Genomic DNA, 15719 nt, shown 5'->3' with positions numbered 1-15719 from the left:
CGGGACGATTGCAATACTTCGTTAACCTCGCCGATATAGCCGGTTATGCAGCACCCCAGAATTATTTTACCGATGGTTAACTTAACCAAAGAACAACTCATTAAGTATACCGCTTGACTTTACGTCAGCCGCGGTGTGCAAATGCCGCCCGCTAGGCTGTTGCAGTCTGCCGTAGAGAATCGGGGGAGTAGTTGTGCCGTTTGCGATCAGCCTTTCGTTGAGCCTTTTGACCGAGCGGCTGCCGCGCAGACCGCGTTGGCGATCAGTCCGCGGTGTCGGACTCATCCTCTGTGCAAGCCTCGCCGGCTGTCAGATGGACGGTGCGGGACTGGAGAACAATAACAAGAAAGACGACATTAAAATGCCGTCCACTGCCATTGAAGAGAGCTATGGCGGCGACAACGGCACGGAAGTCACGCTGCTGCTGCGCAAGGGCGCGGCAGGCCTCTACGAAGGTCCGGCCCGTGACATGCGCGACGGGGCGGTGCTTGGCATCGGCGAACTCGGCAACAATCAGGTTCGGCTGCGCGTCAAGAATGTCGGCCCCGGTCTTGCGGGCGTTGCTGCGCAGGTCGCTGCGGCCAAGGGCCGAAACGCCGCGTTGATCGTCAGTTATCTGCCGCCGGCCGAGACGGCTTCCATCGCTGCCATCCCATCCGCGCAGCGTCCCCCATTGCTTAATCTTGCAAGTGCGACCGCCACGACCGGCGGCGATGTCTTCAATCTTGCCTCGGATGAACTCGACAGCGCGATCGAGGGCCTCAAGGCGGCCGATCCTTCAGGCCACAAGAAGGTATCAGCGCTTGTACCTGCCGATTTTTCTCAATCCGACACAACGAGATTGAGCAATGCCATCTGGAACAGCGGCAACACCTTCATGGGCCTGGGCCGTTACGGCGCAAGCGATCAGCCCGCTGATATCCTTACGAAGAATCGACCGCTCATCCAGTCGGCCGAAATCGTGGTCATTCTTGGCAACACCACTGAAGTTGGTATGGCGGCAGGTGCCGTGCGCAGCGCAGCCATTCCCGGCCAGGCACTGGTCGGCACCAACGGCTGGCCCCAATCGGTGTATGCGGTGCCGGCGGTGGCCGGCGCCTTTGTCGCAACCGACGACGCGCACAGCAGCGGGCTAATTGCCGAGCGCTATCAGCGCCACTTCAACCACCCACTGACGACCTACGGCGCTTATGGCTATGACGCCATGGCGATCGCCTCCGGCCTCATCCGTTCCCAGGGGCCGCAAGCCATCACCGCGGCCAATCTGAGGAACAAGGTCGGTTTCCGCGGCACGACTGGGCTCTTCCGCTTCAATTCCACCGGCCAGGTGGAGCGCAGGATGGTCATCAATACCCTTGCGGACGGCAAACTGAAGGTTTCCGCGCAACCCTCGCAGTCATTCTGAGAGCGGACAAATTCATAGAGCGATTGCGTGTCGTCAAGGCCTCTTGCCGCCATCACGATAGCGCCCGTTCATAGAGCCGCGCTCGATAGCGCGGATCACTTCGGCGCCCTTGCGATATCATCCTTAACAGTTTCCCATTGAAACCCGTAGGATTTTATACTTATTTGATCACTTAACTTATACTTAATTTATCTACGTTTCCGAACGTCATATTCAGAAGTATCGCGCACTATTCTCTCATAAGGGAGAATTGAGCGCCAATGGAACGCAAGAACAGAAAAGCTATACTTTCAGCACTTGCTGCAGCTTCCTTTGCCTTCGGTCTATCATCACCAACCGTTGGCATGGCGGCGGCCGGCGACACCATCCGCCCTGTCGTGACGCTGTTTGAGGACCCGCTGGTCGATACGGCCATCGATCTCTTCGCGCCCACCATCGGAAACGCCGCAAGGGCGATCGGCGGCATCGACCTTGCTGCGCTCAATCATAGCTTGGCCGTCGCGCCCGGCGGCCTTCCGCACGATAACCTCGTCGCGTCCGAGCCCGTGCGCGCCGCAAAGCCGAACAACGCTCCCTTGGGCGACTCGGTGTTCGGCACCGTTGCCATTCCCTTCAAACATCTTGCCGCTCTTAACAATTTCGCCGGCCCGCTTGCGGAAATCCGGTCGGGCAAATCGCTCGATTGCACAGCAGGTGCATGCAATGCGGCCGAAAGCGCACTTGCGACCGCTGAAGCAAAGATTGCCGGCGCCTCGATGCGCGACAAGATCAATACGATCAATTACACCGTCAATCATGCCGTGCGCTATGCTAGCGACATGGATACCTATCATATGACGGATCACTGGGCGAAACCGAGTGAAGCGCTCTTGCATCAGCAAGGCGACTGCGAGGACTACGCCATCTTGAAGATGGCAGCACTCTATAAGGCGGGTGTCGATCTCGACCATATGACCCTGGTCGTTCTCTTCGACCAGCAGCGACACTTTTACCATGCCGTCCTGTCGGTCTCCGTCAATGGCAACAATCTTATTCTCGACAACATGCGCGATGAGGTCTTGTCCGACAAACGTCTTGCGGAATACCTGCCGCTCTACTCGATCGTCGCAGGTCGCGGCTATCTGCACGGCTCGCGCGATCCGCATGCCCAGGCTGTTGCCACCGCAGTGCCGCTCGCCAAGGTGGTTCCCGGCGAAGGCGAGATCCACTAACCCGCCTGCCAGCCGCTCCAGCGGCAGCATCGCTTCACAAGAGCGACGGCATTCTGCTAAACAGAGAGATAGCCGATCAACATCAACGCCTCGTGCGTCGGCGCCAACGCCAGACTGATCTGGCCCGTCAGCGATTGTTGACCGAGACCGATCTTGAATCCAGTGTTCAGCGTCTTGCCGCGATTGAGCGACAGGACGGAAAGCACCTCTTGGACCTGGGTGTCGATCGAAAGGCGTAACGTTCGAGCCGTCTGCTGGACATCATCGATCATCGGCAGGCGATGACGCAGCATCTTCAGGAAGGCATCGTTGAAGAGCTTGATCCCGCGCTCCTGCGTCAGCACCACCGCTGGCGTCGGCGACGCTTGAAGGACTGCATTGAGATTGGTCAGCGATGCGACATCCTCGACGGCATCGAGACGCCTCAGCGCCCATTTGAAGCTCAGCACGCGCAACAAGGAGGTGAGGTTACCCGTTTCGGGCATATCGGCTGCCGTGGCGGACACCAGGTCGCCGATGCTGATACCGCCGGCCTCTGCCATTCGTCCAAGACCATCCCAATAGATGCGCTCCAGGCGAATGCCACGACGCTCGCCGCCGCCCGTTACCGCGCGGAAACGCGGTTCCAGCTCGTCACCATCCACCGAGGGCAAGGCTTCCTCCCGGACTGTCATTTCCGCTTCGTCTTTCCCGGATCCTTTGCGCATGCCTGCTGTCACCGTTCCGTGAGCGCCTCGGAGCGCGCTTTGTTGATCGGCTTCATCAGATAGGCGAGAATTGCCTTGTGGCCCGTCAGGATCTCGGCTGAAGCCACCATGCCGGGGATGATCGGATAATGCTTGCCGTCTCGCTCCAGGGCCGATTTGTCGGTTTTGATGCGCACGAGGTAATAGGTTTCGTTCTTGTCCTTTTCGACAAGGCTGTCGGCGGACACGTTGACGACCTTGCCGTCCAAGGCGCCGAAGATCGAGAAATCATAGGCCGAGATCTTAATAATCGCCGGCTGGCCGATGCGCACAAACGCAACGTCGCGGGGCGAGATCTTCGCCTCGATCAGAAGAGTATCCGCTGTCGGGACGACACCAGCGATGACCTTGCCGGCGTCGACGTAGGCGCCAATCGTATTGACTTCCAGCGTATTGACGATGCCGTCCACCGGTGAGCGGATATCCGTGTGCTTGACCCGATCGGATGCCCCGCGGATCGTCTCGTCGACGACCGAAAGTTCCGACAGTGCCTGGCCCTTGTCGGTCAGGGCTTGCTGGCGCAGCTGGAGTCCGAGGTCGCCAACCTGCAACGTCGCCTCCTTGATGGCTGACTGTAGGCGATCGAGGCTCTCGACATAGACCTTAAGCTGCCCTTGCAGGTCGACAAGCTCTCGCTGGACCTTGAGGACTTCCGTTTGAGCAACAAGCTTTTTCTCACCAAGCGGCTTTAGCAGATCATATTGCTTCTGGGCGCCAACGATGTTCTGCGTCAAGCGGTCTATGTTGGCGTGGGCTTCTTCCAGCTCGTTTTGATGTTGCTTCAGGCGCTGATCGAGAACATCGAGCTTGTTCTTATAGGAAGCGCGATCCGCCTCGAAGAGCTTTTCCTCGTTGTCGCAGACGTTTTTTGCGGTGGCAAGGATATCAGCCGGGCAGACGAACTGTGCGTCTAAGGCGCCCGCCTCCTCCAAGGCCAGGCGCTCAACCTTGGCACCGAGCGCGCGAGCCTTGGCAACCGATTCGCCAAGCGTCGACGCCGTCGTCGTATTGTCGAGCTGGACCAGCATATCGCCCTTGTGGACGATCTGCCCGAGATTGACATTGATCTCCTGGACGATGCCAGGCTCGGACGATTGCACGATCTGCGTCTTCGATACCGGTATCACCTTCCCTTCGCCGCGTGCGATCTCGTCGATATCGGCAAAGGCCGCCCAGGCGATGAAAGCAACGATCATCAGGGCACAAAGGCCGAGGATCAGCCGCGCGAAAAGCGGCGGATTGTCGTGGATGTTATGGCGAGCGGCACGCATCATTGCACCGCCTTGCGCTGCATCGCCTCGATGACAGCGTTCTTTGGTCCATCGGCGATGATGCGCCCCTTGTCGATGACGATCAGCCGATCGACGAGCTCCAGCATGCTATGACGGTGGGTTGCAACGAGTAGCGTGGTCTGCGGGCCGAATGCCTGGGTCAGCTTGCTGATGAGATGGCGCTCGCTTGCCAAATCCATTGCCCCAGACGGCTCGTCAAGAAAGACGATCTTCGGCCGGGTCAGGAGAAGCCGAGCTATGGTCAACGCCTGCTTTTGGCCGTTCGAGAGGTTCGCGCCGCGCTCTCCGACCGGCATGTCGAAACCGCGTGGGTGCAGGGCAACGAACTCTTCAACGCCGGTCATGCGCGAAACAGCCAATAGTTCCTCGTCGCTGGCATCAGCGCGGCCGAGCAGCAGGTTTTCCTTCACCGTGCCGGAGAACAGGTCCGACGACTGGCCGGCGACAGCAACGGCGGCGCGCACCTCGGCCATGTGATACTGACGTATATCGACGCCATCGATCAGCACGCGGCCGCTGGAAGGCTGGAACAGCCCGTCGAGAAGCCGGCCGAGGGTCGTCTTGCCCGACCCAATACGGCCGATGATCCCGATCTTTTCGCCCGGTGCGACCGTGAAGGAAAGCTGATTGATGACCGCCTGGTCGGAGCCAGGATATTGGAAGGAAACGTTCTGGAAGCTGAAGCCGCTACTGGTGATCTGCCGATTGACGAAGCCGACGGTCGACGGCCGGTCATCAGGCTGCTCCATGATCTTGTCGAGAATACGCAGGGACATGGTGGCCTGGCGGAACCGCGCGAGCGTCATGGCGATCTGCCCGAAAGGCGCACCGGCGCGGCCCGCCAGCATCACGGTGGCGACGATCGCACCCATGGCGATTTTTCCATCGGCGAATTCATAGGTGCCCGCGACGACGATCAGCACACTGACCATCTGCTGGAGAAACATCGTCATGTTGATGGCGCTCGACGAGATATGCTTGATATCCTCGCTGGTGCGGCTTGAATATTTGGTGAGTTCCTGCCAGCGGCGCAGCATGGTCGCCTCAGCGCGCAGGCTCTTCAATGTCTCTATCGTCGAAATCGTCTCAACGAGCATCGACTGGCGGCGCGATGCCTCGTTCGTGGCCGTTGCCATGCGCTTGCCAATTTGGGCCTGCGCAACGAGCCCGATGGTCACTGACAGAACGAAGGCGACGGCTGGGATGATCACCAGCCAGTCAGCGATCAAATAGATGACGACCAGGAAGATCACGACGAAAAGACTGTCGATCAGCACGCCGATCGTGTTCGAGGTGAAAAATTCGCGCACGAATTCATATTGCGTCACGCGATTGGCGTATTCCCCGGTCGACATCGGACGGGACGCCAGGGTCGAATTCAGGATCTTGTCGAAGATCAACTGCGAGAGCCGCAAATCCGCCTTGCGGCCCGCATAGTCGATCAGCGATGCGCGGGCTGTTTTCAGAAGAAAATCGAAGAGATAGGCCAAAGAAATGCCGGCGGTCAGTACCCAGAGCGTCGGGAATGCCTTATTTGGCAGGACCCGATCATAGACGTTCATGGTGAAAAGCGGCGAGGCCAGCGCGATGATGTTGATGAACAGCGCCGCCAGCATGACGCGGGCATAGGTTCGCCAGTAGGGCACCAGCGCGGTTGCCAGCCAGTGACGCTTCTCGATCTCCATGGCATGGCCGACGCGCGCTTCGTCCGACGAATTCTGGTAATAGAGCGTAAAGGCAAATGCCGATTGCGGATTGAGCGCCGAGAGTTCCTCCCGCGTCAAGCAGGCGGGCGCCCCGACGGCTGACGCGATCTCAGTGACGTAGGAACCATTCTCGGTCATTTCGAGCAATGGCAAAACACCGCCACCGGCGAACGTGACGATGGCGGGACAGTCGAAGTTGCCCAGCCGGCAATCTCGTTCCGTATGCTTCAGGACCTGCAACCCGACGCGTTCCGACAGCTGTTCGACATCGTCCAGCTCCATGGCTTCCAGAATTTCGTCCGGAATGCCCGAAAAGAGCACCGTATCCGAGCTCGGTCGGCCATAAAACGCAGCGACCGATTTAAATGCCGACTTGAACGTCAGCAGCGATATGCTCGCAGACACGTCAGGTGCTACGTTCAACATGAAGCGCTATCCAATTCGGATCGTAACGATTAACGAATCGGCTCGAGCAGATCCATCGGCAGGCCGGGTTTCTGATGCGAGTCGTATTTGGTATATCCAGGATCAGCCGTATTCGACGAAACAGCGAACTGATCGCGGGCATAAGGCGTCGCCTGATCGACCGGCTTCAGTTTCATCGTCGACAACAGGCTGCCCGATGCTGCGAGGATCTTGTATTCGGCAAAAAGGGATGCGACCTCCGCCGTCTTGGCCAAAATCTCGGTGTTGAAGCGGGTGTTCTGGGCATCCAGGAGATCAAGCAGCGAGCGTTGGCCAACCTTGAACTGCTCGCGGTAAGACGTGACGAGCTGGGCGTTGGTCTTTTCCTGCCCGCCCAGGATATGCGCTAACTGAGCCTCGTTGGTACGCTCGCTCCACGCGGACCGGACGGACTCGTCGACCTCGCGGTAAGTCTGGCTCAGTGCAAAACGCTGTTCGGCGGCGCGACGAACCAGCTCCTGTTGATGGGCGGTATCGATGCCGCCGTGATAAAGGTTCCATTTGGCAACGACCCCGACCTGGACGTCGCTGGTGTTACCCTTGTTGCCATCGACATCGTCACCAATGCGAGCGCTGCCGACGAGGTCTAGCCGCGGCAGGAATGCGGACTTGGAACCGCGCACGTCTGCGTCAGCGGCATTGACATCAGCCTTGGCCGACGAGATCTGCGGGTTGTTCTTTTGAGCGATGAAGACCGCGTCGTCCAATGTCTTGGGCAGGTAACGCGCAACGGAAGCCGGTCGGCTCGCGTTACTGATCGACTCGCCGACAACCTGGAGAAAGCGGATCTTCGTCGCGTCGAGCTCCTTCTTTGCTTCCTGAAGGCGGGCGTTAGCCGCCTGCAGGCGCTCACCGCCCTGAAGGCGATCGGCATCCGTGAGAGCGCCGCCCTTGATGCTATCCTCGATATTTCCGACCATCTGCTTGTGGAAGGCGACGTTCTTTTCAGCAGCCGCGACGATCTCCATCTGCAGCTGATATTCAAGATAATTCTGGGTCACTTCCAGCGCCAATGCTTCCGAGCGCTGTTGGACGCGGAAGGATGCACCGTCGACACGAGCCGCCTGCTTGTCCTTCTGCGCCTTGCGGTCGCCGCCATCGAACAAAGTCTGCGTAATAGTCAAGCTTACATCTGCCGGATTCAAGTAATCATGAGTACGCGACAAGGCGCCGGATGTGACATCCGATAGTCTACGGCGACCATAACCAGACTCGAGGTCGACTGAGGGCAGGTAAAGACCCCTCGCCTGGCGCAATTGAAACTCGGTTGCTTCCCGATTTTGCGCTGCCTGCATAATCTGAGGATTAGTTTTCATTGTCTTATCAATTGCCTGCTGCAATGTCATGGCGCCCGCAGAACCGCTTGATAAAGAACTCATGGCCATCGAAATACCGATTGCCGCCATCAATCGCGTCTTATAAACCAAAACTACGTCCCTTCCCCAAATTATACTTTAGCAGATACGTTTTGTAAGTCTTATTTACCTACAAGCGTAGACGACATCACGTCCACTTGCAAAATAGATTCCGATTTAATCTCCTGAAACAGTTAATACCGAAGAGCGCAAGCCTGTCTGGCCGAAACCAAGTGACTATTTTTGGACTATTCACAGAGTCGCATGTCACTGTCGCAAGATGGCAACAATTATTACCTCCGGCCACACACAGAATGTACATGGCATTAGCTATTCCGACCCGTCCGAATTCAATTTAAAACAGTCGAAAATTTTGATAATATTAGAAATAGCTCATTGGCAAGCATGTCCCAGATGCGTGGATGACCGCAATCCGCCAGCCATCGAAGACTGAAGGCCCCATTTTCTTCGTTGGGCATATGGTAGAAGCCGATGCGGATGGTGATCGCGTTTACCGCGTTTCCAATGCATTTTCCTCGCTCGCGGAACCAGACAGGGCCGCGCCGCCGTCGAAGCGAAGCGATGTCGGTTCGAACATCACCTCGATATCAGGCTGGGTTGACGGGTGGCTCATATGTTTCCCTTCCTCAACCGGGAAAGCGGGATTAGTCCGGTTCCACTCGGCGGCGACAGCAGCCTTGTTCTTTGTTACCCATTCAAGGGTGGTGTCTTGTGCCTTGCGTGCGAGCTTACCACCTTGCCATACCGCCTCGGCCGCAGGACTGATGACCAGGCAAGCTCGGCTTTCTCTGATAGATGGGTATAGGTTCGGATTTTGGTGAAGCACGCTTCTGTGTGGATCAGCTCGATCCGCGAGTCGCGATGGTCGTAATTTGGCTCATGTCAACGTCGCAGGAAAAAGGTCTCGATAGCGGCGCGCCGAACGTGCGGCGGAATTAGTCGTCACAATCGAGGCATCGAAAGACTGCGATAACGCTACGATAAAGCCTCGGTTCGATCTCCGCCAAAGCCGTCCGGGCTCGCGCTGCAGGCGTGCCCCAACCAATCGGAAAAGGCGCGTACTTTCTGGCGCGCTTCGGCGCGGGCCGGCCAAAGTGCGTAGTAGCCGTAGCCGCTGTCGATGATACGTTTGAATGGGGCGACCAACTCACCGCTTTCCAGATCCTGTCGCGAAAAGGCGAGATCGCCCATCGTCACGCCATAACCGCTCGCAGCAGCGGTCATCGCAAAATCCTGCGTGTCGAAGACCTGGTGGCGGGTCGCCTGAAAGGAATAGGCGCCTTCGGCCTGCAGCCAGAGCGTCCAGTCGCTGTGTCGTGGATTGGAATGCAGCAGAACGCAGCTCTGCAGGTTCTCGACCTCAGGCGGATCGCCAAGTTTAGATAGAAACTGAGGCGAGCACATCGGCGTCAACTGTTCTCGTAACAGCGGCAGCACATCCATGCCCGGCCAGTTGCCATTGCCGTAGGTGATCAGCATGTCGATATCGCCGACCGAAAAGGTTGGCCGCAGGAACCAGGCGGTATCGATATTGATGTTCAGGTCTTCATGGTGGCTGTGAAGGTCCGGGAGCCGTGGCAGGAACCATTTGCGCGCGAAGGTCGGGGGCATGCGGATGGTTAGCGACCGCACAGTCGTTCGCGTCGCCTCGAACGAGGTCTTCAACGAGGCGAGCAGACCATCGACGATCGGGATCAACGCCATGCCACGCTCCGTCAGCGCCACCTTGCGCGTATGGCGCTCAAACAGGCTGCAGCCGAAATAATGCTCGAGCTGCTGCACCTGCCGGCTAATCGCGCTCTGGCTGAGATTGAGCTCGGCCGCCGCCGCCGTGAAGCTGGCTGTTTCCGCGACGACCGAAAAGGTCTGCAGCGTCTGCAGCGGCGGCAATCTGTTATGATCGAACCTCGGCTCCATTTCCTACCCGGCTTCTCCGCTGCTGTCTGAAATAACAAGCATTAAAGCATGCGGATGGAATGGCAACCGATACACTCAGGCAATGGCCCGGCGCACTGTCTCGATAGCTTCTCTCACCCTTCGCGGCGCTGTGCCACCCTTGTGGTTGCGGCTGGCGACCGAGCCCTCCACCGTCAGCACCTCAAACACGTCCTCGCGAATGGTCGGCGCAAAAGTCTGCATATCGGTAAGCGAAAGCTCCGAGAGCGTCGGCAGAGCCCTGTCGCGGGCAGCGCCGACGATTGCGGCAACGGCATGGTGCGCATCGCGGAACGCCAAGCCGGCGCGGACGAGATAATCGGCAAGATCGGTTGCCGTCGAATAGCCCTGATTGGCAGCTGCAAGCATCTTGGCATGCTTGACTTTGATGGTCGGGATCATTTGAGCCGTGACGCGGACGGCCGCGCGCACGGTTTCAAGCGTATCGGTCAACGGCGGCTTCGATTCCTGCTGGTCCTTGTTGAAGGCGAGCGGTTGGCTCTTCATCAGGGCTGCGGAAAAAGTGAGATTGCCCATGACACGGGCGGCCTTGCCACGCACCAGTTCCGCGAGATCCGGATTACGCTTCTGCGGCATGATCGAGGAGCCGGTGCAGAACTGGTCGCCGACCTCGATGAAGTCGAACATCGGCGTGCACCAGAGGATGACTTCCTCGCTGAAACGCGACAAATGTCCCATGATGATCGAACCGGCGCTGCAAACATCGACGACATAGTCACGGTCGGAAACGGCGTCGAGTGAATTGACGAAGGACCCCGAAAAGCCAAGCGCAGAAGCGCTATATTCGGGATCGATCGGATAACCGGTGCCGGCAAGCGCTGCGGCCCCAAGTGGGGAAACGTTGAGGCGCTCGCGCGCTGCGCCAACGCGGTCGAGATCACGCAGGAACATTTCGACATAGGCCATGAGATGGTGGCCGAAAGTGATGGGCTGAGCCACCTGCAGATGCGTGAAGCCCGGCATGATCGCATCGGCGTGTTTCTCGGCAAGATCGACGAATGCGCCAATCAGCGTTTTCAGGTCATCGGCCAGGAGATCCAGTTGCTCTCGGGCATAGAGACGGATATTGGTCGCGACCTGATCGTTGCGCGATCTGGCGGTATGCAGCTTCTTGCCAGCATCCCCGATCAGGGCGATCAACCGGCTCTCGACATTGGTATGAACGTCTTCGAGTTCCGTCTTCCATTCGAAGGTACCCGAGCGCATTTCGTCCGCCACCTGGTCCAAGCCGGCCTGGATCTGGGCGTTGTCCTGCGCGCTTAGGATGCCTGCACGGGCAAGCATATCGGCGTGGACCTTCGAACCCGCAACATCGTGCAAGGCTATGCGCTTGTCCTGATCGAGGCACTCGTGAAAGCTCTCGAAATCCCGGGAGACCGCCTCCTTGAACAGCGGCGACCATGTGGCTTCTTTCTGGTTTCTCATCGCGGTCTTCCCTTTTGAACGAACGCCGCCCTCCTCCGGGTGCATCCTTTATTGAAGCAGAGTAAGCAGACTGCGAGCGTCGGCCTGGTTTTCAAGGTCGAGAACGAAGTCGCTGATAACGTCGACCTTTGCTGCCGGCAGAACCATGCGGGCGAGCGCCGTATATTTGGCGACTAACCGCTCGTCGCTCAGCGGGTTCTGCGGGCCTCCGAGGGGAAATTCGACGACGAGCCGATGCCGTTCGCCAGTGTTCGTCACGATCGTGATCGCCGGTTCGTCCTCGTCCCTCATCGCCGGGTCGACGCGAACTATGATGCGATCCATCAACGGACCGATCTCGACTGCCGACCAAGCGGCCTCTTCCAGCTCGGCCAGAAAGACCTTGCCATAGCGCAGCCGAGCGACCAGCGCATAGGGCAAGCTCATCTGGGCTTGCGCGCGGGATTGGATGACCTTGCCGCCGCACATGCCGTACTGAAAGCCGCTGATATCAATTTCGATGGCGGCGATATCGGCAGGCGCAAGGCCGTAGCGCTGCAGCATGAGATCCAGTGCATCGATCCCCGCATGCGTGCCGCGGCAAGTGGCGTGCGGCTTGATGGAGCATCGGTTCAGACGCCAATAATCTCCGAAGTCGCGGACAAGCGCTTGGGGATCGCCCTTGCCCGCGCCGAAGGTCGCAAAGAAGCTGCCCCAGCGCTTCGTCTCGAAGACGCTGTCGGGACCTTCGAACCCCTGCCTTGCGAGATAGGCGGCCATGAGGCCGCCTTCGGCGGCACGGCCGGCATGGAGCTTCTTGGCTGAACTGCCATTGTGGATGAAGGCCCAGGTGCCGCCGGCAAAGGAGCAGGCCGCGCCAAGCGCGGAGGCCATGCCGGTCACGTCGAGGTTTACCACGCTGCCGACGGCGGCCGCAGCGCCGAACGCGCCGCAAGTTCCCGTGGAATGCCAGCCGAGACCGTTATGCTCCTCGTATCCACCGACTGCTTCCAATACGCGCCGGCCGACTTCGTAACCGAGTAGGACACCGCGCAACAGTTCGCGGCCGCCGATCGACCCTCTATGATCGCCGAGGACGGCGAGCACGGCCGGAAGGACGACGGCACCAGAATGATCGCAGCCGCCGCTGTCATCAAGCTCATAGGCGTGAGCCGACATGCCGTTGACGAAGGCCGACGTCCTCGCGTCCGTCCCGATCGGCCGTCCCCAGATCGGGACGTTCCCGGCTCCGGCCTGGATGCCAAGCATCGCGACGACGGCATCGGTTTCGCGCGATGCCGAACCGGCAATCGCAGCACCCAGCGTATCGAGAATATGGAGCTTCGCCTTGTGAATGGTTTCAGGCGGAAAGGCCTCGAATTTCGTCGAACAAACCAGCCCCGCCAATGCCTGTGTCAGATTATCGCTCAACGGCCCGCTCCTCGTCGACATAGGCTTCATAGACGTTGACGGGATGATCGCCAGGCGCGGCAATGCCCTTCCCGGCGTGCCAGCGAGCTACTTCTGCAGCCGTTGCCAACCACACATCATCGAAGCTGGCGATATGAGCGAGCAAGGCTGCCACGAGCGCGATCCGGCCGGGCGTTCCGGTCCATTCCGGGCGAAGCTGGATGACATAGCAGAGGCCGTATTGGCGGTAGGCATCGAACTCGGCGATCCAGTTGCCGAGAACCGCCTCATAGGAGGGGAGACGCCCCTGCCCTTTCGGAAAGGCCGGGGTGAAATTGAACTGGAAATAAGGCCGGTCCTCGAGCTCGAGATGAACCGGGATCTCCACCAGCGACGAGGAATGGCTGTAGGGCGTATCGTCGCCATTCAACGACGCCGACCAGGAATAGCCCGCCTGAAGAAGCAGTCGATCGAAGCGACGCGGCCAGTTGCCGGCGGGCAGCCGGAAGCCGGAAACATCGTTCGATGCGATCGCATTCAGTCGCTCCCGGCTGCGCTTGAGGAGATCGACGGCTTCAGGTGCTGATATGGCGTCATAGCGTTCAAAGCTCCAGCCGTGGCTCTCGATCTCATGGCGCGGCGACACGACATCGCGCAGCAGCTGTTCATGCTTTTCAACGAGGATGCCGGGCACGAACCAGCTTGTGGATATGTCCGCATTAGCAAAGACATCGCAAAGACGCTCGACGCCGCGCGCGGCTCCATATTGCCAGACGGAAAAGCTCTTGGCGCGCCCTTTGAGATCGGGAGCCTGTGCAATCGCATCGAGGCCGTCGTCGAAGATCACGGAGACAATCGCTGCGCATTTCTTGCCCTGTGGCCAGTAGCTTTCGGCAGCCGTGCTGATCATGCGGCATTCTCCGGATGTTGTGCGATCCACCATTTTGCGATTTCAGCGCAGTGTGTTGTCCAAACGCTGTCGCCATGGGCGGTGATCGCTTTGAAGAGGCCTTCGAGGATCGCAAGCCGCCCCGGCTTGGCGCAGACCTTCGGATGCAGGATCGTCGTCCAGCAAAGCCCTTCGCGGTGATAGCCTTCGAATTCGGCGCACCAGTTGCTTTGAACGTCGCCGTAGCCTGAAATCCGGTCGAGACCGACGGGGAAATCAGGCTCCTCGCTGTAGGCAAGAGCGGTGTAATCATCGATATCCCACCGCCCCGGAATCTCGACAAGGCCGCGCCCGCGCGGCGTCGTGTGGAAATAAGGACGGTCGTCACCGCGCATCGAACTGGAGTAGATGACGCCGAAGTCGCGCAGAAGTTCGGCCGTTTCGTCGCTCCAGTCACCCGAGGGCGTGCGGAAACCGACCGGAATCATCCCCATTCGGGAGCGGAAGATTTCGCGCGAGCGCTCCATGATGTCGAGTTGCTGCTGCGGGCTGCAGTTGATGAAGACCTCGTGATAGTGACCGTGATAAGCAATTTCGTGAGCCTCCATCAGGATGCGTTCGCATTGCGACGGCCAATGTTCGACCACCCAGGTCGGCACGAAGAACGTCGCTTTGAGACCATATGTTCCGAGAAGGCCGAGAAGGCGCGGCAGTGCCCGCCACGGGCCATAGGCGCCCTGTGTGAAGTAGCGTGGGTTGGAGAGCAGGGAGCCGTCGAGCATCGCGTCACCCGTCGGGCCATCGACATCGAAGGCGAGCGCCACCGCCGATTGCCGGCCTTCCGGCCACAAAGTTGGTTTCGCCGATTTGGTTGCACTCTTGGCAGTCATGGGATTCAGCTATGCGTTTTGAGTTTTTCAGGGCGCCGCTATCCGCCCGCGGACGCTGAAGCGTCCCGGCCAATGGCTGCATGCAGAGGATCTGGAAGCGCCGCGCTAAGAGCGGCGCTTGCCTTGGATGTTACTTGACGCCGTTTATGACGGCCTTCGGAACAGCGTTGTGCACGAGGCCCCACTTCTGAAGGATCTGGTCATAGGTGCCGTCCTTGATGACGGCGTCGAGCGCACCGGCAATCGCATCGCGAAGCGCGGTATTGTCCTTCTTGAAACCCATGCCGAAGGTGTCGTTGCTGAGCAACGGTTCGCCGACGAGTTTATAGGTGTCCGGCTCGAGATGCATCTGATAGGCGATCGTCTCAACGCCCTGCACGACGGCGTCATAGCGTCCCTGCTTCATGCCGAGACGGGCAGCATTTGAATCCGCGGTCCCCTCGAATTTGATGGCCGGCTTGCCCTTGCCCTCGCAATTGGCCGCACTCCAGGACTTGACGTTATCACCAAAGGACGTGCTGCGGCTTCCAGCAACGGTCTTGCCGCACAGATCGGTCGTCTCCTTGTACGTGTCGGCATTGGCCTTGACGGTAAACAGGATCGGGCCGCTGGTGAGATAGTCGACGAAATCCATGCTCGCCTGGCGCTTCACATTGTCGCTCATGCCGGAGATGATCATGTCGGCGCGTCCGGTCTGAAGGCCGCTTTGCAGTTCCTGGAAGGCCGAGGTGACGAAGACGGTCGTCAGATTGAGCTTCTTGGCAATGGCATTCGCCAGATCGACATCAAAGCCATCGATTGTACCGCTATTCGGATTGACGAACTCCATCGGCGGATAGATCGGGTTCGTCAGGATGCGTAGCTCGCCATCCTTAAGCAGGTTCAGGTTCGAATCCGCGGACGCGGCGGTCGCAGCGAGCGACAAGAGGGCCGCGGAAACGGCGAGACGAATGAGTTTCATGAAATTCT

13 protein-coding genes are annotated in these 15719 nt (G+C 59.0%); 2 read left to right on the top strand and 11 right to left on the bottom strand.

Features of this window, described 5'->3' with window-relative positions:
• The first annotated feature begins 361 nt into the window (after positions 1-361).
• Positions 362-1405, top strand: coding sequence for a hypothetical protein (locus HGP16_RS26305; protein ID WP_168842908.1), 1044 nt, complete (start codon positions 362-364; stop codon positions 1403-1405).
• Positions 1406-1665: 260 nt separating this feature from the next.
• On the top strand, positions 1666-2616 hold the full coding sequence (locus tag HGP16_RS26300; RefSeq protein WP_168842907.1) for a transglutaminase-like cysteine peptidase: 951 nt from the start codon (positions 1666-1668) through the stop codon (positions 2614-2616).
• Between the two features lie 56 nt (positions 2617-2672).
• Here HGP16_RS26300 and HGP16_RS26295 read toward each other — a convergent pair whose 3' ends face one another.
• The 11 genes from HGP16_RS26295 to HGP16_RS26250 form a co-directional block, all read right to left on the bottom strand.
• Positions 2673-3290 carry a ribbon-helix-helix domain-containing protein gene (locus HGP16_RS26295; protein ID WP_246703336.1) on the bottom strand — a complete coding sequence of 206 codons (618 nt, stop codon included), beginning with the start codon at positions 3288-3290 and terminating at the stop codon, positions 2673-2675.
• Positions 3291-3331: 41 nt separating this feature from the next.
• Positions 3332-4636 carry an HlyD family type I secretion periplasmic adaptor subunit gene (locus HGP16_RS26290; protein WP_168842905.1) on the bottom strand — a complete coding sequence of 435 codons (1305 nt, stop codon included), beginning with the start codon at positions 4634-4636 and terminating at the stop codon, positions 3332-3334.
• Positions 4633-6786 carry a type I secretion system permease/ATPase gene (locus HGP16_RS26285; protein WP_168842904.1) on the bottom strand — a complete coding sequence of 718 codons (2154 nt, stop codon included), beginning with the start codon at positions 6784-6786 and terminating at the stop codon, positions 4633-4635. Before HGP16_RS26285 ends, HGP16_RS26290 begins: the two co-directional genes overlap by 4 nt.
• A gap of 29 nt (positions 6787-6815) precedes the next feature.
• The gene (locus tag HGP16_RS26280) at positions 6816-8231 is read right to left on the bottom strand and encodes a TolC family outer membrane protein (RefSeq protein WP_205927563.1); all 1416 of its coding nucleotides are present in this window, start codon (positions 8229-8231) and stop codon (positions 6816-6818) included.
• Positions 8232-8691: 460 nt separating this feature from the next.
• Complete coding sequence (locus HGP16_RS34455) at positions 8692-8814, bottom strand: hypothetical protein (protein ID WP_281408261.1); 123 nt, start codon at positions 8812-8814, stop codon at positions 8692-8694.
• Positions 8815-9176: 362 nt separating this feature from the next.
• Positions 9177-10118, bottom strand: coding sequence for a LysR substrate-binding domain-containing protein (locus HGP16_RS26275; RefSeq protein ID WP_168842903.1), 942 nt, complete (start codon positions 10116-10118; stop codon positions 9177-9179).
• A 75-nt stretch (positions 10119-10193) separates the two neighbouring features.
• Positions 10194-11582 carry an argininosuccinate lyase gene (argH, locus tag HGP16_RS26270; RefSeq protein ID WP_168842902.1) on the bottom strand — a complete coding sequence of 463 codons (1389 nt, stop codon included), beginning with the start codon at positions 11580-11582 and terminating at the stop codon, positions 10194-10196.
• 48 nt (positions 11583-11630) lie between these two features.
• A complete protein-coding gene (locus HGP16_RS26265; protein ID WP_168842901.1) occupies positions 11631-12992 on the bottom strand; it encodes an MmgE/PrpD family protein in 1362 nt (453 codons plus the stop codon).
• Positions 12982-13881 (bottom strand): polysaccharide deacetylase family protein, encoded by a 900-nt coding sequence (locus HGP16_RS26260; RefSeq protein WP_168842900.1) that lies wholly within the window; start codon positions 13879-13881, stop codon positions 12982-12984. Before HGP16_RS26260 ends, HGP16_RS26265 begins: the two co-directional genes overlap by 11 nt.
• Positions 13878-14750, bottom strand: coding sequence for a polysaccharide deacetylase family protein (locus tag HGP16_RS26255; protein WP_168842899.1), 873 nt, complete (start codon positions 14748-14750; stop codon positions 13878-13880). The genes HGP16_RS26260 and HGP16_RS26255 overlap by 4 nt, the downstream gene beginning before the upstream one ends.
• Before the next feature lie 130 nt (positions 14751-14880).
• Positions 14881-15711: an ABC transporter substrate-binding protein gene (locus tag HGP16_RS26250; RefSeq protein WP_168842898.1), complete on the bottom strand. Its 831-nt coding sequence runs from the start codon at positions 15709-15711 to the stop codon at positions 14881-14883.
• Positions 15712-15719 lie beyond the last annotated feature (8 nt).

This window comes from Rhizobium sp. P40RR-XXII, from assembly GCF_012641405.1.
GTDB lineage: Bacteria > Pseudomonadota > Alphaproteobacteria > Rhizobiales > Rhizobiaceae > Rhizobium.
Note: the sequence above shows the minus strand (reverse complement) of the source record. Positions and strands in the feature narration are given on the sequence as shown.